This is a genomic window from Vibrio pacinii DSM 19139, assembly GCF_000711795.1.
Lineage (GTDB): Bacteria > Pseudomonadota > Gammaproteobacteria > Enterobacterales > Vibrionaceae > Vibrio > Vibrio pacinii.
On the sequence record NZ_JONH01000011.1, the window covers coordinates 129,140 to 147,197 of the forward strand.

Sequence of the window (18,058 nt, forward strand, 5' to 3'; positions counted from 1 at the left end):
ATGCAAGGCATAAGTGGTAGTGTCCATTATGGGCAAGTTGCTCACAGCAACTACCCGACGGGGATCTTTGGTCTATAGATAGCTGTACATAGTAACGAATGACAAGATCAAATCCAAACTGAAATCAGCTTATTTACCGCCTTTGGGTAAAATTTCACCTCAACACTTGATAATTATGTTTTTTGCACCAAGTTAATCAGTATTCATACGTTGTAAAAGGAATAGTAATGACAGTCAACATAGAGCCGATCCAGTCACAGCAAGACGAAGCGATCTGCGCAATTATTAAAGCCGTTGGCGCAGAATTCGGTGCAGTAGGCGAAGGGTTTGGCCCTTCCGACCCTGAAGTGCTCGCGATGAGTCAACACTACTCGCAAGATAACAAAAGTCTTTATTTAGTCGCGACACTGAACGGAAACATCGTCGGGGGATGTGGCATTGCACCATTTGCTCAATCCAAGCAAACATGTGAATTAAAAAAACTGTTCTTGCTACCACAAAGTCGTGGTTTAGGGTTGGGAAAAGCCCTCGCCGAGCAATGCTTAGACTTCGCCAAGCAACAGGGCTATGTTCAATGCTATTTGGATACACTCACCTCAATGGCATCAGCGATCCTGTTATACGAAAAGCTCGGTTTTAACCACTTAGATAAACCACTCGATGGAACTGAACACAGCCGTTGCGATGTTTGGATGCTAAAAATTCTCTAGGGTGATGTTGTTCTCTGCTAATACGACTTTATTACGACCTTGAGCCTTAGCTTCAAAAACGGCGTTGTCGGCCGCTTTGATAAGGTCGTTATAATTTTTCATCACTGGCAACCGCTCTGCTACACCCACACTGATGCTACCGCGCCACACACTGTCTCCTACGGGGACTAACATCTGATTGACTTTATCTCGGGTCATTTCCGCAATATGAGCCCCACCTTGTAAATCGGTGTTTGGGCAAATAACAAAGAATTCATCACCCCCTAAGCGGCACACTAAGTCATCGCTGCGAAACGAGTGCTGTAATGTCTGAGCTAAATCGATGAGCAATTTGTCACCAGCATCGTGACCAGCGCTATCATTGACCTGCTTAAAGTAATCTGCATCGATCATGATACAAACAAGTGGTTCATTGCTGTGTAATGACTCTGTCCAATAAGCTTTAAGTTTACGAATCGCACAACGTCTGTTAGGCAACTTAGTGAGAGAGTCCGTCAGTGATAGCTCTTCAAGTTGTTTATTGGCTTTTGATAACTGCTTGGTGCGCTCAAGCACTTTGTCTTCCAAGCTCTGGTTAAGCTCTAACAGCTCTTTATTGCGCTCCGAGACTTGCTCAAACAAACCATTTAGCGCTTTAAGCAGAGGCTCTGTCGACTTGTCTTGCTTGGTCTGTTCATTTTGCCACGCAACTTTCGCATCTACACCTTGCTTAATCTGCTTAACTTGACGTGACATATTCTGGTCAATACCGAGAATATGATAGGCCAACCAATGAATCAGGAAATTTAATAAATGTTCTGACGATTTCTTATTTTCTTCGCTGATAAACGCCTGCATGCTAACAATATCAGCCATAAAAGTACGATGGACTTGAATATGTTCGTCGATGTGGCCTTGATAAACACCCACTTCACGCATTAAATTCTCTTCTTCCTTAAAGTGGAACTCGGCGTAACGGGACATCTCAAACAACGCCATACGGATATCATGCATAGAAATGTTGTTCTGCGCGATCAGTCCACCGTAACGATTGATCACTTCTACTAAATATTGGTGTTGCTCATCGACATCATCTAACCCCGTCTCGTAACAACTATCCCACTCGAATGAATTCATTAACCCCAGTCCATATTTCACTGCCACCTAGGTCAAATAGTCGCAATGTATAATTACCATTAATTTAATAATGATTTTACATGCATTATTAGTGATTGCTAAGTGATCAAGCAAATAATAGGGAGCTAGATCAGCCCCCATGCACATACCTTGATCGATCACCCTATCGTGCCGTTGTTCTTACATCGCATTGAGTTTTCTTTTTGATCATCTCATGCACTTTGTGCATAGAACATTTATGACCGCGGTAAATGACTTAATCTGCTAATCTGTTTTATACACGTGACAAGGAAATAACGATGAATAAACTGCTGTTCGGGTTACTGCTTGGCTTAGCCTGCCAAGTTTCGGCTTCCACGCATTGGCGTGCTGAGCCTATTGTCTCGGGGTTAACTATTCCGTGGGGGCTGAGTGCAATTGATGCAAACCGCGTGCTGGTGAGTGAGAAAAGTGGTGATATTGGTATTTTGGACCTCTCTTCAGCCTCTTACACTCGCATCGCGAAAGTTCCAAATGCGATCGAGTATGGTCAAGGAGGACTACTCGACATTGCAGCTTCACCATTCAATCCGCAGAAAATCTACGTGTCTTACTCGAAGTCTTCGGGCAAAGCGATAGAAACAACGCTAGCGGCGGCAACTTACGATAATAATCAACTGTCACAATGGCAGGAACTGTTAGTGACTCGCTCTGGATCCGATACTGGCCGACATTTTGGCAGTCGGATAACCTTTGACTCAAAGTACTTGTACCTTAGCATAGGAGATAGAGGGAAAAGAGAAAACGGGCAAAATCTCACAACCCACGCTGGCAGTATTCTTCGAGTTGATACAAATGGACTCCCTCCAGCTGACAACCCTTTTGTCGATAATGAAAATGTGCTTGATGAGATCTGGAGCTATGGGCATAGAAACCCTCAAGGCCTCTATTTTGACAATCAGACGCAGCAGCTTTGGTCAGTTGAACACGGTCCGCGAGGGGGAGACGAAATTAACTTAATAGTCAAAGGTGGCAACTACGGCTGGCCTATCACCTCCCATGGTAAAGAGTATTGGGGGCCAATTGATGTCGGTGAGTCTGAAGAAAAAGAAGGGATTGTCTCGCCAAAGAAAGTCTATATACCATCAATAGCCCCGAGTTCATTGATTCTATATCGGGGCCAAGAGCACCCCGAACTGTCCGGTAAACTGCTCGCTGGTGCATTAAAACTTACCCACATCAACATTTTGACAATAGAAGATAATCAGGTGGTTGGTGAAGAAAGGATTCTTGAAATGCTTGGCGAGCGGATCAGGGACATTGAAGCCCTACCTGACGGTAAAATTCTATTTAGTACCGATAGCGGAAAAATCTATCAGCTGTTAAAAGGCAATTAGATACCGATAAAAACTAAGCATATTAGGCTGAGGCAATGGTATAAAACTGTACATAACGGCCATTGATAAGCAGGTTGTACCATCAAGTCATTTTTTAAAAATTGTAGGCAAACTTGATCATTGGACCAAAAAAGCGATAGTCGACTTTGAGTTGGGTATGTTCAGCTTCATACCCTACGCCTAGGTCATAATAATTGAAGGAGGAAGTCACACTAAAGTCCTTTGTAATGTAATAACGAGCCGCCATCTCTAGCTCATACATCCATCCCGAAATTTCACCGTAAGACATGTAAAAGGCGTGAACATGACTTTTTAACAAAATATCATTACGAATTCGATGTTCAATCAAAAAACCCACGTTGGGTAAAGGCGCCGTTACACCAGTATCAAACTGTGCAGAGCCCACCTCACCTTTGGCTAGTGGTGTTTTGTCGAAATCAACATCGATCTTTCCTGACATTCCGAACTTTAAGTGCGTGACATGAAAACCTGACAAAAAATGCACATCTAATTTTTCTGATTGAAAAAAACGATAACCGTACCCCAAACGCATTATGTCAATATTCAATGTCGTATCTAAGTCCGCCTCGCCACCGATAGTATAGATACTATTATTAATTTTTAGCTGAAAAGGTCTTGCGACATAAGCTTGATGTCCCAAACGATCCAGTTTTCGCCAATCAAAATACACTTGATGGTTATCTTTAAACCTATATTCAAGGTCAAAATACGGCAATATCTCTCTATCTGGTAGATTTAACTCAGACTCAAAACTAAGATCAATGAACTTGTTGTGAAAAGGGTCATAGACTTCAATACTTGTTCCGGCACTTGCAAAATAGGCACCTACCTCAACTTCTAGGCCGTTGCTTGCTAAAGCAGGGTTAAACATTGTGAAACCCATCAATGCGGCCAAACGATGTAACAGTCTAAAATGTATCATACGCATAAACCTTCAATAAACATGACCGAAACGCCAATTCTATAACCAAATAACCTATTGTTAGACACGTTTGTAAGGTGCAATAGTTACAATTTATGTCTTATTTACAGTCCATTAAACGCCAAAAAGCCCCGACCAGTTAAGGCCGGGGCTTATATTTGGAGCGACACACGAGGTTCGAACTCGTGACCTCAACCTTGGCAAGGTTGCGCTCTACCAACTGAGCTAGTGTCGCATTAGATGGTGCCCCGGGCCGGACTTGAACCGGCACAGCGCGAACGCCGAGGGATTTTAAATCCCTTGTGTCTACCAATTCCACCACCAGGGCACACAAATCTAAATTTGTGATGGAGACACCATCTAGATACCGATTCAATTGAATCACTATCAAAAATATTTTGGAGCGACACACGAGGTTCGAACTCGTGACCTCAACCTTGGCAAGGTTGCGCTCTACCAACTGAGCTAGTGTCGCAAGTGGAGGCGCCTCCCGGAGTCGAACCGAGGTCCACGGATTTGCAATCCGCTGCATAGCCACTCTGCCAAGGCGCCTCAATATCCCTTAAGGCTCGCGCTGATTTCTCTGCGTTCCTCTTGGGTACGGGTTGCATTCTACGGATTCGAACTTGTTCGTCAACACTATTTTTAATTTTTTAAATCGTTTGTCTAATTTACCGCCAAAACGAACAAAAATCGTTATTTCTCATCACTCAATGATGCTAGCAACACTTAATTACCCCAACAAACCTAGGCAACAGATCGTTCTATATCGAGGTAACATCGCCCTTTCAAACTAGGATTATGCGCCTATCAATCATATCGCAAAGATTAATCTTCATTTTGTGAGCTTAACTGAAGGCGTTGAATATGAAAAAGCCCATCGGTGATGGGCTTTTTCATTAATGATGCTGTTTATCGAGCAAATCGTCTTTGGCCGCTAACAAGTATTGCGCCATCGACCAGTAGGTTAATACGGTCGCTGCATACAATGCCACGTAGCCTAACCAAATCATCCAGTCATCGTAACGCCAAATGAGTACCCACAGTGCAAACATCTGACTAACGGTCTTGACTTTACCAACCCATGAAACAGCCACACTCGCACGTTTGCCAATCTCAGCCATCCACTCACGCAGTGCAGAGATAATAATTTCTCGCGCTATCATGGTCACGGCGGGAATCGTTATCCAGATAGAATGGTAATGCTCGGTAATCAAAATCAGTGCCGTGGCTACTAACACTTTATCAGCTACTGGATCAATAAACGCACCAAAGCGAGAAGTTTGCCCCAACTTCCTAGCCAACATGCCATCTAACCAATCGGTAAAGCCGGCGACCCAAAATACCATGGCTGCGGCGAAAGGAGACCAGCTGTAAGGTAGATAAAACACAACGACAAAGACTGGAATTAAGAATAGTCGCAACAAAGATAAAAGGTTGGGGATATTTAAACGCATATTTTTTAAGGCTCTTTTGTTTGCGTATGGCTCGGTTGGCTGCTTCCAAGCAGCGTCTTATGTTGCGGGATTTTTGCTATTGTTTCAATGCTTGATAGATGTTTTCTGCCAAAGATAGACTGATTCCAGGTACTTTGGCGATTTCTTCAACACTCGCCCGCTTAAGTTCTTGTAAACCGCCCATATACTTAAGCAGCGCTTGACGACGTTTTGGCCCAACACCTTCAATACCTTCTAGTGCACTGGTTCTACGGGTTTTTCCGCGCTTGGCTCTGTGACCTGCAATCGCGTGATTGTGGCTTTCATCGCGAATATGCTGCATCAGATGCAGCGCGGGCGCGTCACTGGGTAAGTTGAACTCATCCCCTTCTAGGGTAATCAATGTTTCCAAACCTGGCTTACGTGTCACGCCTTTAGCGATACCAATCAATACTGGGCGCTTTGGCCAGTCATTCCAGTAGCGCGCGATAATCTCATGAGCGCGATTAAGCTGCCCTTTACCACCATCAATGAAAACGATGTCTGGGATTTTTTCAACATCTAACTGTTTTGAATAACGTCGCTCAAGCACCTGCCCCATTGCGGCGTAGTCATCCCCTCCGGTAATACCTGAGATGTTGTAGCGACGATATTCTTGTTTGACCGGACCTTCTTGATTAAACACCACACATGACGCAATCGTACTCTCGCCCATGGTGTGTGAGATATCAAAACACTCCATACGTAGAATATTTTCTAGACCCAACAGTTGTCGAAGCTCTTTAAAACGCTGCGAAATGGTCATCTTGTGATTAATCTTGGTCGTGATGGCGGTCAGTGCATTGGTATTGGCCAACTTAAGATATCGCCCACGTGTACCGGTTGGATTGACCTGAAATGTGACTCGGCGCCCTGCTATCTCAGACAACGCATCAGCAATAGGCTGCGTTTCGTCGGTCAACTCTTGATTTAAAATGATCCGAGTCGGAATCGTGCGCGCTTCGTTATGACTCAAATAATACTGACTAAGGAAGCTATAAAACACTTCTTGCGATGTAGTATTACTCGGAATTTTAGGAAAGTGGCTACGACTCCCCAGCACTTTGCCCTGCCGTATCATTAGAATATGAATACACGCAATGCCGTTCTCCTGAGCAAAACCGAGTACATCCATATCATCCATTGAGTCTTCAGAGACAAACTGCTGCTCTTGAACACGGCGAATTGCTTGAATTTGATCGCGAAATTTGGCGGCTTGCTCAAAGTGCAGGTTTTGACTTGCCTGCTCCATCTTTTCTACCAACGAAGCCAGCACTTGTTTGTCTTTACCTTGTAAAAACAGCCGCACATAACCCACCAACTCATCATAGTCGGAGTCGGAAATAATCGTGCTAACACAGGGGGCTGCGCAGCGGCCAATTTGGTACATCAAACAAGGACGAGTACGGTTACTGTAAACTGTATCTTCACACTGCCTTACTGGAAATATTTTCTGAATAAGGTGAAGCGTTTCACGCACCGCACCAGAATCTGGGTAAGGTCCGAAGTACTCTCCCTTGCGCTTTTTCGCCCCTCGATGCATCGATAATCTGGGGTGTTTGTGAGCGCTGATAAAGATATACGGGTAGGATTTATCATCACGTAACAGCACATTGTACTTAGGTAAGTACTGTTTTATGTAATTGTGCTCTAAGATCAAAGCTTCTGTCTCGGTGTGCGTCACCGTGACATCAATTTTAGTAATATTACTGACTAAGGCTCGCGTCTTCTCGCCGTCAACTTTAGCGCGAAAGTAACTCGAAAGACGCTTTTTAAGATCTTTAGCTTTACCAACATAGATCACCACAGCATCGGCGTTATACATACGATAAACGCCGGGCTGATTAGTGACAGTTCTCAAGAAAGAAGCAGAGTCAAATCGCGGCATGGTTATACTTTCAACAGGACCATAAAAAACATTTGGGGACTAGCCCCTTAGAGAGTCTCAGTATCTATCATGCCATGACGAATCGCGAGATGAGTCAACTCAACGTCACCACTAATATCGAGTTTGTTGAACAAACGGTAGCGATAGCTGTTGACGGTTTTGGGGCTGAGGCTCAGCTGCTCAGAGATGTCCGTCACCTTCTGACCTCTCGTAATCATCAACATAATTTGTAGTTCGCGCTCAGACAGATCAGCAAATGGGTTTTCCGATGCCGGAGAAAATTGACTTAACGCCATCTGTTGTGCGATTTCAGGTGAGATATAGCGTTGTCCGCTGTTCACCATTCGGATAGCGTTGACCATTTCATCTGGACCCGCGCCTTTAGTCAGGTAGCCTGCGGCGCCTGCTTGCATCACTTTAGTTGGAAACGGATTTTCCGTATGAACCGTTAACACGATGATTCTAACATCTGGATTAAAACGCAGAATTTTCTTGGTTGCCTCTAAGCCACCAATACCTGGCATGTTCATATCCCTTAAAATGACGTCTGCGTGGTTACTACGACACCATTTTACTGCTTCTTCACCGCTGTCAGCTTCCCCTGCTACGTTCATTCCACGGACGTCTTCAATAATACGTCGTATCCCTGTGCGAACCAGCTCGTGATCATCTACAAGGAAAACATTTATCAAACTTGTATCTCCACACTTTCTAATTGGCCCTGCACCCACAAAATGTGGTTTACAGCATAGCTGCCTAGTTTATCTAAAAAATTAAAATTTAGCTTCATCTGAATATGTGCTGAAACGCAAACTTTAGCAAGTACTTATTTTCAGAACTGACGCTTAATACGATATTAACATACCAATCAATACTTTAGTGGAAAACTTCCACCAAACATCTGATTGAAAGGGTGTCACATCTAGTCAGATTTTCACTTATTAAATGCATTGGTTTATATGTATTGATTGTCGCAGGCAATGAGCTAACGGCTTACGCTACCTATAAGCGATCAGTGGCCTGCGATAGAGTCATCGGGTGCTTATACTACTAGTCGTCAATATGTTAGACTCAAAAAGCGAAACACTGTGTTAGAATTTCGCTTTTATTTTACAGTAACTAAATGAAAATTAACCAAGGCTTCTTACTTACTCGTCAAGCACGTGATGTTTCGGCTACCACTCAAATTGATTTATGGCTTATCACTGAGCAAGGGCCAGCTCAACTGATCATTGAGGGAGAAAAACCGGTTTTTTTCATCGCACAAAGTGCACAGGCGCAAGCTCAGTTTATCGCTCAACAGCAAGGTATTGCTGCCACCTTTGTGGCACTCGAACTAAAAGACTTTGACGCAACGCCATTGACGGCGTGTTATACGACCTCAATTAGACAATCTCAATCGTTAAGCCAGCAACTCAAACAACACCATATTGTCGTTCTTGAAGATGACATTCGCTTGGCTGATCGCTTTTTGATGGAGCGCTTCATTAAGGGAAGCCTTGAATTTACTGGCAACACGCAAAATCGTTCTGGCTATACGCGAATCACCCAGCCTAAATGCCGTAGTGGCGATTTCACCCCACAACTCAACGTTGTTTCGCTCGATATAGAATGCTCCGAGAAAGGCGTGCTTTACTCGATTGGTCTCGATAGTCCGATGGACAGCAGAGTGATCATGATTGGTAGCCCACAACACGTCGACGACACTCCTATCCAATGGGTCACCGATGAGAAAGCTCTCTTGCTGGCTCTTGTGGACTGGTTTGCTCAATTTGACCCAGATGTCATCATTGGCTGGAACGTCATTGATTTTGATTTCCGATTACTGCATAAACGTGCTGAGTGGAATCAAGTTAAGCTGGCAATTGGTCGTGCAAAGCAAAACAGCTTTTTCCGCGCCTCTAAATCAACTCAGCAAGCATTTATCACCATTCCCGGCCGAGTGGTGATGGATGGCATCGACACGTTAAAAACTGCGACTTATCATTTTCGAAGTTGGTCACTGGAGTCGGTTTCTCAACAATTGCTTGGTGAAGGAAAACAAATTCATAACGTGCATGACCGCATGGACGAAATCAATCATATGTATCGTCACGACAAGCCTGCACTAGCGAAATACAATCTGCAGGACTGTGTGTTGGTCAATCGAATTTTTGATCATACCCACTTACTCGAATTTGCAATTCAACGTTCTAAACTTACCGGCGTCGAGCTCGATCGTATTGGCGGCTCAGTCGCCGCATTTACTAACTTGTATTTGCCACAGATTCATCGCGCAGGTTACGTTGCCCCGAACCTAGAGTCTGAGAACTGGGTAGCGAGCCCCGGCGGTTATGTAATGGACTCGATCCCTAACTTATACGATTCAGTGTTAGTGCTAGATTTCAAAAGCCTTTACCCCTCTATCATACGCAGTTTTTTAATTGATCCTATGGGCCTTATTGAAGGGCTACAGCTAGAGATTGGAAAAGAAGAGAATCAAGCAGTACCAGGGTTTCGTGGCGGTCAGTTTCATCGCCAACACCATTTCTTGCCGCAGATGATCGAAACCTTATGGGCGGCAAGAGATGTGGCGAAGAAGAACAACGAGAAGGCTTTTTCCCAAGCGATAAAAATCATCATGAATTCATTTTATGGTGTGCTAGGCTCATCTGGCTGCCGCTTCTTTGATACACGTTTGGCGTCGAGTATCACGATGCGGGGTCACGAAATCATGAAACAAACCAAACAACTTATTGAGCAGCGTGGCTATCAAGTGATTTACGGCGACACTGATTCAACATTTGTGTCTCTTGGCGGCGAATACTCGCAACAACAAGCTGACGCGGTTGGCAATGAATTGGTCGACTATATCAACCATTGGTGGACGACTCATTTAGCCGACATGTACAGCCTTAAATCGATATTAGAGATCGAGTATGAAACGCACTATAAGAAATTTTTAATGCCGACCATACGGGGCCAAGAGACGGGGTCAAAAAAACGTTATGCCGGGCTTATTGGTGAAGGCGCATCTGAACGGATCGTGTTTAAGGGCCTCGAAAGCGCTCGCACCGACTGGACACCGCTGGCGCAAGAGTTTCAACAAAAGCTCTACTCGATGATATTTCACGACCAAAACCCAAGTGATTATGTTCGCGAATTTGTTGAGCGGACAAAAACAGGCGAATTTGATCACAAGCTCATCTATCAAAAACGTTTGCGTCGACGATTGCATGAATATCAAAAGAACATTCCGCCGCAAGTGCGCGCCGCACGCATGGCCGATGAAATCAATGCGCAACTTGGACGACCACTGCAATACCAAAATAAAGGACGTATTGAGTATGTCATCACGATCTCAGGACCAGAGCCAAGTGAATATCAAAAAAGTGCTATCGACTATCAACATTACATCGACAAACAACTCAAACCCGTTGCCGAAGCGATCTTGCCCTTCATCGGTATAGACTTTACAACCTTAACTGAGCCACAACTCGGGCTGTTCTAATCCAGTAACGGTATAAATTAAAAACAAAATGAATACTAGCCGATTCTAAATTCTGTTTTTTTATATTGCTTAACTAACCAGTCACCAAAGCCATCCAAAATTCCTATCACCGAGCGTTTGGCGACTAGCCGCCCTGACAACAAAATGGCTAAGCGATCCACCTCGACCTTTTTGTCAGGGTAGTAGCGCAAAAAAACTTGGCCACACTCGATGGGATTTTCAAACCAACGTTTATCTTTGTACATCACTAAAGAATAGCTGGCTCTGAGTAGCTTCTTGGCGATGATTTTTTGCGCTTTAATCTGATCTTCAGGCTTATCTGCTCGAGCAATTCGATTGCGATACACCGCGACCCAATCTTCCACATCCATATTCCATTGCTTAGCAATCTCCCAACTAGGCTCATAATCACCAAAACATTCAGAAAGATCCTCACCATAGATACAGACCGCACAGTGGCGCAGTTGAAACCCCCACGAAAAAATACTATCGAGACTCGCGACTTCACTGACCAAGGCTGTTTTAAAACTAACTTCGGTGACAAAAGGATACGCTTTTTGAAAACGCCAACGAATCGAGTTGAACAAGGTGGTTTTTATGTCGCTGAAACCACCTTGAGTTACCACGATCACATCTAGGTTCGATTGACCAGGTCGAGCGGTTTTACGCGCGACGCTGCCATACAAATATAAACTATGTAGATTATCCCCCAACCCACTCACCATAAAGCTCACCAAGGCGTCAATCACTGGTTGGTACTGAGGTTGAAAGGCTTCATTGGTGTCGATGGTGGATAGATGCATTTGATTGTTAACAAATTAATCGGGAATACGTGCTTTTATGTTCGCTCAGCGCGATTGATCAATCAAGATATTCCTTCCGTTATTGTCTCGATATATAATACTCAGACTAACTCACATACGAAGGAAATTGTTCATGCCAAAGGCGAGTGAACTGAAAAAAGGTTTTGCGATTGAATCAAACGGCAAAACGCTACTAATCAAAGATATTGAAGTGACGACTCCTGGTGGCCGTGGCGGCGCAAAAATCTATAAGCTTCGCTGCACTGATTTAACGACTGGTGCGCGCGTTGATGAACGTTACAAATCTGACGATGTGGTCGACACCGTGGATATGTTTAAACGTGCATCGGCTTTCTCTTACGTTGATGGTGACGAATACATCTTTATGGACAATGAAGACTTCACACAATACACCTTCAAACAAGATGAAATTTCCGACGATTTAATGTTTATTACCGAAGAGATTCAAGGCCTTCACATTATCTTGGTTGACGGCAAGGCTGTCGGTCTTGAGTTGCCTGCTTCTGTAGAGCTGGTAATTGAAGAGACCGACCCTTCAATTAAAGGCGCTTCAGCTTCTGCTCGTACCAAGCCTGCGCGCTTTTCAACGGGCCTGACGGTACAAGTCCCTGAGTATATTGCTACTGGTGATCGTGTCATTATCAATACCACAGAACGTAAATACATGAGCCGAGCATAACGATGGCGGAATTGATCTCTTACGACGAAGCCATTGATACGGCTTACGATATCTTCTTGGAGATGGCACCGGACAACCTAGAACCTGCTGATGTTATTCTTTTCACCGCGCAGTTCGAAGAGCGTGGCGCTGCAGAGTTAGTCGAAACTGGCGATGACTGGCAAGAGCAGGTGGGCTTCGAGGTCAACAAAGAGACCTATGCTGAAGTTCGTGTAGGTTTGGTTAATGAACAAGATGATGTCTTGGATGATGTTTTTGCACGTCTGCTGATTAGCCGTGACCCAGAGAATAAATTCTGCCATGCACTTTGGAAGCGTGACTAGCCGTCAAGGTGTTAGATAGCAAAACGCCCCGGCAATAGCTGGGGCGTTTAAGTATCTAGCAGGTTTGCCGTCAAAGATTAACAAACAAACCTGTCACGTTGAGAATCGTTAGTCATTAATCTCAATGTTCTCAACGCGAGCTTTCAATTTTTGACCTGGGCGAAAGGTCACAACGCGACGAGCGCTGATTGGAATGTCTTCACCGGTCTTAGGATTTCGACCTGGGCGTTCATTTTTATCGCGAAGGTCAAAGTTACCAAAACCAGACAGTTTTACCTGTTCGCCACTTTCTAGTGCTTTACGAATTTCTTCGAAAAACGCCTCAACCGTATCCTTGGCATCCCGTTTACTGTAACCAAGCTTTTCAAACAGGTTTTCAGCCAAATCGGCCTTTGTGAGCGCCATAAAACTTTCCTCAAAGCTGTGTTAAACATTGTCACCTCAAGGCGACACCCTAACTTTCGCTAAGCCAATCAACAACATATCGGCTTTACTCTGGAAAGTGTATGACAAGCTTATGATTTTCGCCAACTTTTTTATACAATGAGCACTATTTCGCTATAAAAACAAAAGGATAGTTCACTATTAAAGCAGGATTTTAAGCGATTAGCACAATAACGAAACTTAAAAACCAGAACTTTAGTGCGCTAATGATAAAATAGTCGATACATTCTTCCAAAAAATAGTGATCATGCGAATAAGGCCTTGATGTGGAATAGAAAACTCAACTTACGCCTGACAACCCAATCACCATACAACAAGTCTAAAGAATAGAAAATAGCCGGAGAAACTTCACTTCTTCAATCTACCTACTAAAACTATTCTAGCCTCAAGTAAAAAACTGAGAATGACGAAAATATGTGCATCACATCACTGATATAAATATTGGCCTTATCAAAGTGATTCTTTTATAGAAACAGAGTTGCATAAAAACGGTTCTCCATGAATACTAACCACCTAAATTATAAAAACTTACTAACAACAGATGTATGGCTAGATTCAATAATTCAACCTCAGCTGAATACGGGGTCAAGAATGAGCAGTATGCTCTATTCGAGCAAATTGAAACACTTTTCGGTGTAGACAGTAACCACTTTTTCAAACATGTGTTGAATGAGCGCCTGTCTCAGGTTTGTGTGAAAAACAGCTCACTTCGCTCTAAAAACATCGCGACGCAACTCAAATCCCCTCATTATTACGCCTGTGTTGACCACCCATTAGTAAATACACCGACTCAATGGCACCACTTGGAAATAAGCGCTTTAAAGCTGTTCGACGATTGGGCACAAGCTTGGTGTGCTTTCAGCATATGGCAAATTGAGAAAAAATATCAACAGCAGCCTAACGCTTTACGGCTAAACGCCACACCTGATTTTAGTCAAAGTGAAGGGGATTACGTTGACTGCGTCATTGAAGAAATAGAGAACCACACAAACCTGTATTATACCCTTCACTGTCAATACGCCTTGGAATTGCCTGATGCAGCGATGCTCATTAATCTCAGTACTTTTGTTTGGGAACAACATTGGTATGAGATGCTTTACGAAATAGATGTGTCTGCACGCGGGACTCATTTTGTACTCGCACAAATGATTGCCAAACTGCCATTACCTGTGATTGTTTCAACCGCCAAAGTAAATCAGAACACTGACGCTAACAATTGGCTCTATTTCTCACCGTTCTTTCAAACCAATTGCTGGCAATTAATTAATCAAGATAGTGTAAAAAATCGATTAGTTGAGCTTAACCTCTTGTCTTCAGCAGCTTATATACCGGATACTTCCTCTGCCAATTATGAAAATGCTTTGTGGCAAAATGTCACTGACCATGAAAAATGCTGTGAGATCATCAGACTCACCGTCAGTGGCAAACAAAATCACAAAATATTCTACCTGTATTTATCGCAAAAAAGATTGATGGCGCAACTACAAACTCTCGGCTTCCAGATCGCTTTCGTTGTAATTGAACAACCACTTATGGTGCATTACTACCAGAGCATACAAGAATGCGCTTACTTGCCATTAAGCTACAGCGAAACATCGGATTCAGGTTTTGCAGCCTTTAAAGGCCTTTGGTTTATCGAGCAACTTAACCAAGCGCTATCTGAATGTAATTACCGCAATTATAAAACGGGTGCAATTACTCAACTGAAGCGACATCGCCAACATAGACAAGAGCTTAATTATGCTTAGTTACCTTGCTGAACAACTATTTTATCCTAAAGCAATCGTCTTGCTCCTAACCGCAATACTTGTCTTTGTCTGGGCTGGATACTTCTGCACGGCGTTGGCCAAAAAACAGGGAATTAATAGCTTACAGCAATATCGACACTATATTTCCTATACTCTAGGGCTCTCTATCTGGATATTGAGCAATGCGTATTTCCATACTGGACTACTTGTTGAGTGGGGGGCAGAGGTCGGCGCAAAAATGGCGATTGTGGCTAACTTGTCTGCACTGCTCGCGTTTAGCTCCGCGTATTATTTTTCTATTAAGTTGAAAAATCATTACACGAGTAAACGTTCAAGTTTTTGGCAACATGTCATCGCCGGATCAACCATACTCTTTTGTGTCGCGATTAATTTTGTTCCTGATCTTATGATCCGAGGCGTAATCATCAACGGCCCAAGTCAATTCATATTGGAATTTGGTGAATATACAAGGCCCTTTTTTATCGGACTCACGACACTGTTCGGTATGACTTTTATTAACCTTCTCTCAATTAAACAAAGTAGTAACCGCATTAGACGTACACGAATCAACTACATGATTCTTGGAATGACCATTTTCATGGCTTCCACAGCCGTCATCCAGATGGGCTTTACCTACTTCTTCAATAATTTTTCGCTGACATGGTTACCGCCCGCTTTGTCGGTGAGCGAAATGCTGTTTATGGGTTACGCGATTTTGGCTTCTCGCTTTTATAGCTTAAGGTACCTATCTCTCATTTCTCTGTCTCTGCTGATAACAGCCGCGGCTTACACCCTTGCTGTCGGGCTGTTTGTCCCACTAAATTATATCAATACTACCGCGATAGTACTGACTATCATGGCGATTGGCTTGTCTTGGCCGTATACATCAAAAATGGTTAGAACATGCCTAAGTTGTGCTCTATATGGGTCAAGAGTCTCTCCAACAGAAAAAATTGCTCAATTGGAAGATGAATTCCAAAAGTCCCCCAGCAGGGCAATGGAGTCTCTTGCAACGTACTTAGGGGTACCCAGTGACAAACTAAAGCTATTGGACGACTATCAAGGCGCGAACATATATCGCTCTTACTTTGAAAGCCACAGAACACCACTCGTTATTGACGAGCTAGAAGACGCCATCGAGCAAACGCGCAACCAAGAACTTTCTACTTTGCATAAAAACATGAACCAAATGGAATCTGCCTTAGTTCTGCCGATCTATGAAGGAAAGAACAAGTTATCTCATGTATTGGTTTCTAGTCACAAACAAGGCGGAGTTAATTTCTCATTCGAAGAACTCAAAGCCATGGAGCGTGTACTCGAAAAGGTACAAGTTCACATCAACTACGAGAGAAAAGTTCGCCAATCACAGGCATTGGCCAATTCGATCGCTCATGAAATGAGAAACCCACTCGCGCAAGTTCAATTTGAATTTGAATCACTTCACCAAAAGCTGCTATCGCCAAATAACGCCGACAACTTGCTGCAACACGTCAGTAAAGGCAAACAGGCCGTTAAACGTGGTCGCCAGCTGATTGATATTATTCTTCGGGAAGTAAATAGTTCATCTCTCGACCAAGAGCCGTCAGAAGCGACATCGATTGCTCACGCAATTAATACCGCGATCAATCAATATGGCTTCGATAATGATGATGATCTTAAGCGTATATCCATATTGACTGAACAAGACTTCGTGGTAAAAATCAATGACACCCTATTCAACTTCGTTCTGTTTAACTTACTGCGTAACGCCATTTACTATTTTGATTCCTATCCAAACAGTAAAATAGAAATTTATACAAAAAAAGCGCAGTACGAAAACTATGTAGTGTTCCGTGATTCAGGCCCTGGCATCCCTGAAAACTTACTGACTCGAATATTCGATGATTTTTTCAGCCACAACAAAAGCGGCGGTAGTGGTTTAGGGTTGGGCTATTGCCAACGTGTCATGAATGCCTTTGGTGGCTCTATCAGTTGCGAGTCCGAGCCTAACAAATATACCGAATTTACCTTGTCGTTCCCTGCAACCAATATGAGTTTGGACCAAGTCGCCCCCTTTGAACCAATCACTTATTCAAAGTCGGTCGAGAACGCCTGCATAACGCCTACTACAGTTGCAGCGCAGCCAACAAAACCAAACCTAGCCTTATCACCAATTATATTGGTGGTTGACGATAAAGAAATTCAACGCGCTCTGGTTAAGCTCTATCTGGGACAGCTAGGTTATGGTGTAATATTGGCTAACAACGGTAAAGTGGCGATTGAAATCATTCACAACAACCCTATTGATCTCGTTTTTATGGATATCCAAATGCCTGTAATGGATGGTTTTGAAGCCGCAAGTATCATCAAACAAAACTATCCAACCATTCCTATTATCGCCCTTTCTGGAGAATCGGCCGCGAAAGATATTCAACGAATGAGCGAACTTATGGATGGACGGTTGAGCAAACCAACCACCAAGCAAGCTTTGAATTCAATACTCGAGTCAATCTTCACTCTAGAAACTGATTAAAGTCAAAATCGTGGCATTTTGGGCCTCATTTTGCCACTCAAGTTGAGTCTGTCGACGAAAGAAAGCGTCCCTTGCCAAACTCTTTCTTTCGCAAGACATTGTATTTTCGAACTAAAATTAAAAGCCAATTGAGTATCACAACGTCATTATTAGAATGGCATCAAATATGCTTTAGTCATAGCTATCAAACATTAGCGGCAAACTAACAAACGGCCGCGGCATGAGAGGTACGTTATGGAAGTTCAACGCCACACCTATTACCGACTTATCCATCACGGTATTAAAAGCTTACTCGTCGAACGTGTCGGCCACTTCACTGAATTGGAATACCATCAATATCTTAGTGGTATGACGGGCAAATCAAGCTGTTTTTCGATGAGCGATGAAGAGTTACAATTTACAGTAGATAGCTTACGCGATGAGGGTTACCTAGAAGACTGCAAGCGTATCTTGAACTTTTCATCCAACTAACTCGCCATTTAAGATCAGTGAGCCCTTTGTCAATCCATACGTTTTGGTTAGACTAAGGG

At 43.4% G+C, this 18,058-nt stretch carries 15 protein-coding genes and 4 tRNA genes; 8 read left to right on the plus strand and 11 right to left on the minus strand.

Annotated elements, in window-relative coordinates:
• Positions 1–227: 227 nt before the first annotated feature.
• Positions 228–710: a GNAT family N-acetyltransferase gene (locus tag BS19_RS07665; RefSeq protein ID WP_038174429.1), complete on the plus strand. Its 483-nt coding sequence runs from the start codon at positions 228–230 to the stop codon at positions 708–710.
• Here the strand turns inward: BS19_RS07665 and BS19_RS07670 are convergent.
• Positions 696–1,826 carry a GGDEF domain-containing protein gene (locus BS19_RS07670; protein ID WP_038174430.1) on the minus strand — a complete coding sequence of 377 codons (1,131 nt, stop codon included), beginning with the start codon at positions 1,824–1,826 and terminating at the stop codon, positions 696–698. The two genes, BS19_RS07665 and BS19_RS07670, sit on opposite strands and share 15 nt — an antisense overlap.
• Positions 1,827–2,125: 299 nt before the next feature.
• Here BS19_RS07670 and BS19_RS07675 point away from each other — a divergent pair, with 299 nt between their 5' ends.
• Positions 2,126–3,202 (plus strand): PQQ-dependent sugar dehydrogenase, encoded by a 1,077-nt coding sequence (locus BS19_RS07675; protein ID WP_038174431.1) that lies wholly within the window; start codon positions 2,126–2,128, stop codon positions 3,200–3,202.
• 94 nt (positions 3,203–3,296) lie between these two features.
• Here the strand turns inward: BS19_RS07675 and BS19_RS07680 are convergent, their stop codons facing one another.
• The 8 genes from BS19_RS07680 to uvrY all read right to left on the minus strand — a co-directional run bounded on the left by BS19_RS07680 (position 3,297) and on the right by uvrY (position 8,200).
• On the minus strand, positions 3,297–4,094 hold the full coding sequence (locus BS19_RS07680; RefSeq protein ID WP_245609261.1) for a hypothetical protein: 798 nt from the start codon (positions 4,092–4,094) through the stop codon (positions 3,297–3,299).
• Positions 4,095–4,304: 210 nt separating this feature from the next.
• Positions 4,305–4,380: transfer RNA gene (locus BS19_RS07685), tRNA-Gly, on the minus strand.
• Positions 4,381–4,386: 6 nt separating this feature from the next.
• A tRNA-Leu gene (locus tag BS19_RS07690) sits at positions 4,387–4,473 on the minus strand.
• A 71-nt stretch (positions 4,474–4,544) separates the two neighbouring features.
• Positions 4,545–4,620: transfer RNA gene (locus BS19_RS07695), tRNA-Gly, on the minus strand.
• Positions 4,621–4,623: 3 nt separating this feature from the next.
• Positions 4,624–4,697: transfer RNA gene (locus BS19_RS07700), tRNA-Cys, on the minus strand.
• A gap of 347 nt (positions 4,698–5,044) precedes the next feature.
• Positions 5,045–5,602, minus strand: a complete 558-nt coding sequence (gene pgsA, locus BS19_RS07705; RefSeq protein WP_038174433.1) for a CDP-diacylglycerol--glycerol-3-phosphate 3-phosphatidyltransferase — start codon at positions 5,600–5,602, stop codon at positions 5,045–5,047.
• A 76-nt stretch (positions 5,603–5,678) separates the two neighbouring features.
• Positions 5,679–7,508, minus strand: coding sequence for an excinuclease ABC subunit UvrC (uvrC, locus tag BS19_RS07710; protein ID WP_038174434.1), 1,830 nt, complete (start codon positions 7,506–7,508; stop codon positions 5,679–5,681).
• 47 nt (positions 7,509–7,555) lie between these two features.
• The gene (gene uvrY, locus BS19_RS07715) at positions 7,556–8,200 is read right to left on the minus strand and encodes a UvrY/SirA/GacA family response regulator transcription factor (protein WP_038174436.1); all 645 of its coding nucleotides are present in this window, start codon (positions 8,198–8,200) and stop codon (positions 7,556–7,558) included.
• A 431-nt stretch (positions 8,201–8,631) separates the two neighbouring features.
• On the opposite strand from uvrY, the gene BS19_RS07720 reads away from it, so the two are divergent.
• On the plus strand, positions 8,632–10,998 hold the full coding sequence (locus BS19_RS07720; protein WP_038174437.1) for a DNA polymerase II: 2,367 nt from the start codon (positions 8,632–8,634) through the stop codon (positions 10,996–10,998).
• A 35-nt stretch (positions 10,999–11,033) separates the two neighbouring features.
• Here the strand turns inward: BS19_RS07720 and BS19_RS07725 are convergent, their stop codons facing one another.
• Entirely contained in the window at positions 11,034–11,801 is a 768-nt protein-coding gene (locus BS19_RS07725) for a nucleotidyltransferase domain-containing protein (RefSeq protein ID WP_038174439.1), read from the minus strand.
• Positions 11,802–11,934: 133 nt separating this feature from the next.
• Here BS19_RS07725 and yeiP point away from each other — a divergent pair, with 133 nt between their 5' ends.
• Together yeiP and BS19_RS07735 are read left to right on the plus strand one after the other, a co-directional pair.
• Positions 11,935–12,501 carry an elongation factor P-like protein YeiP gene (gene yeiP, locus BS19_RS07730; RefSeq protein ID WP_038174440.1) on the plus strand — a complete coding sequence of 189 codons (567 nt, stop codon included), beginning with the start codon at positions 11,935–11,937 and terminating at the stop codon, positions 12,499–12,501.
• 2 nt (positions 12,502–12,503) lie between these two features.
• A complete protein-coding gene (locus BS19_RS07735; protein ID WP_038174441.1) occupies positions 12,504–12,824 on the plus strand; it encodes an HI1450 family dsDNA-mimic protein in 321 nt (106 codons plus the stop codon).
• A gap of 108 nt (positions 12,825–12,932) precedes the next feature.
• Here the strand turns inward: BS19_RS07735 and ihfA are convergent, their stop codons facing one another.
• Positions 12,933–13,229, minus strand: a complete 297-nt coding sequence (gene ihfA, locus BS19_RS07740) for an integration host factor subunit alpha (RefSeq protein ID WP_038174442.1) — start codon at positions 13,227–13,229, stop codon at positions 12,933–12,935.
• A gap of 584 nt (positions 13,230–13,813) precedes the next feature.
• Here ihfA and BS19_RS07745 point away from each other — a divergent pair.
• The 3 genes from BS19_RS07745 (at position 13,814) to BS19_RS07755 (ending at position 17,999) form a co-directional block, all read left to right on the plus strand.
• Positions 13,814–15,016: an acyl-homoserine-lactone synthase gene (locus BS19_RS07745; RefSeq protein ID WP_038174443.1), complete on the plus strand. Its 1,203-nt coding sequence runs from the start codon at positions 13,814–13,816 to the stop codon at positions 15,014–15,016.
• Positions 15,009–17,528: a hybrid sensor histidine kinase/response regulator gene (locus BS19_RS07750; protein WP_038174445.1), complete on the plus strand. Its 2,520-nt coding sequence runs from the start codon at positions 15,009–15,011 to the stop codon at positions 17,526–17,528. The genes BS19_RS07745 and BS19_RS07750 overlap by 8 nt, the downstream gene beginning before the upstream one ends.
• A 234-nt stretch (positions 17,529–17,762) precedes the next feature.
• The gene (locus BS19_RS07755) at positions 17,763–17,999 is read left to right on the plus strand and encodes a hypothetical protein (protein WP_038174446.1); all 237 of its coding nucleotides are present in this window, start codon (positions 17,763–17,765) and stop codon (positions 17,997–17,999) included.
• Positions 18,000–18,058: the final 59 nt, after the last annotated feature.

Bases quoted from the DNA above. Each gene is read 5' to 3' on its own strand.
- BS19_RS07665 (WP_038174429.1), top strand. From the start codon at position 228: ATGACAGTCAACATAGAGCCGATCCAGTCACAGCAAGACGAAGCGATC.
- BS19_RS07670 (WP_038174430.1), bottom strand. From the start codon at position 1,826: ATGAATTCATTCGAGTGGGATAGTTGTTACGAGACGGGGTTAGATGAT.
- BS19_RS07675 (WP_038174431.1), top strand. From the start codon at position 2,126: ATGAATAAACTGCTGTTCGGGTTACTGCTTGGCTTAGCCTGCCAAGTT.
- BS19_RS07680 (WP_245609261.1), bottom strand. From the start codon at position 4,094: ATGTTTAACCCTGCTTTAGCAAGCAACGGCCTAGAAGTTGAGGTAGGT.
- pgsA (WP_038174433.1), bottom strand. From the start codon at position 5,602: ATGCGTTTAAATATCCCCAACCTTTTATCTTTGTTGCGACTATTCTTA.
- uvrC (WP_038174434.1), bottom strand. From the start codon at position 7,508: ATGCCGCGATTTGACTCTGCTTCTTTCTTGAGAACTGTCACTAATCAG.
- BS19_RS07720 (WP_038174437.1), top strand. From the start codon at position 8,632: ATGAAAATTAACCAAGGCTTCTTACTTACTCGTCAAGCACGTGATGTT.
- BS19_RS07725 (WP_038174439.1), bottom strand. From the start codon at position 11,801: ATGCATCTATCCACCATCGACACCAATGAAGCCTTTCAACCTCAGTAC.
- yeiP (WP_038174440.1), top strand. From the start codon at position 11,935: ATGCCAAAGGCGAGTGAACTGAAAAAAGGTTTTGCGATTGAATCAAAC.
- BS19_RS07735 (WP_038174441.1), top strand. From the start codon at position 12,504: ATGGCGGAATTGATCTCTTACGACGAAGCCATTGATACGGCTTACGAT.
- ihfA (WP_038174442.1), bottom strand. From the start codon at position 13,229: ATGGCGCTCACAAAGGCCGATTTGGCTGAAAACCTGTTTGAAAAGCTT.
- BS19_RS07745 (WP_038174443.1), top strand. From the start codon at position 13,814: ATGGCTAGATTCAATAATTCAACCTCAGCTGAATACGGGGTCAAGAAT.
- BS19_RS07750 (WP_038174445.1), top strand. From the start codon at position 15,009: ATGCTTAGTTACCTTGCTGAACAACTATTTTATCCTAAAGCAATCGTC.
- BS19_RS07755 (WP_038174446.1), top strand. From the start codon at position 17,763: ATGGAAGTTCAACGCCACACCTATTACCGACTTATCCATCACGGTATT.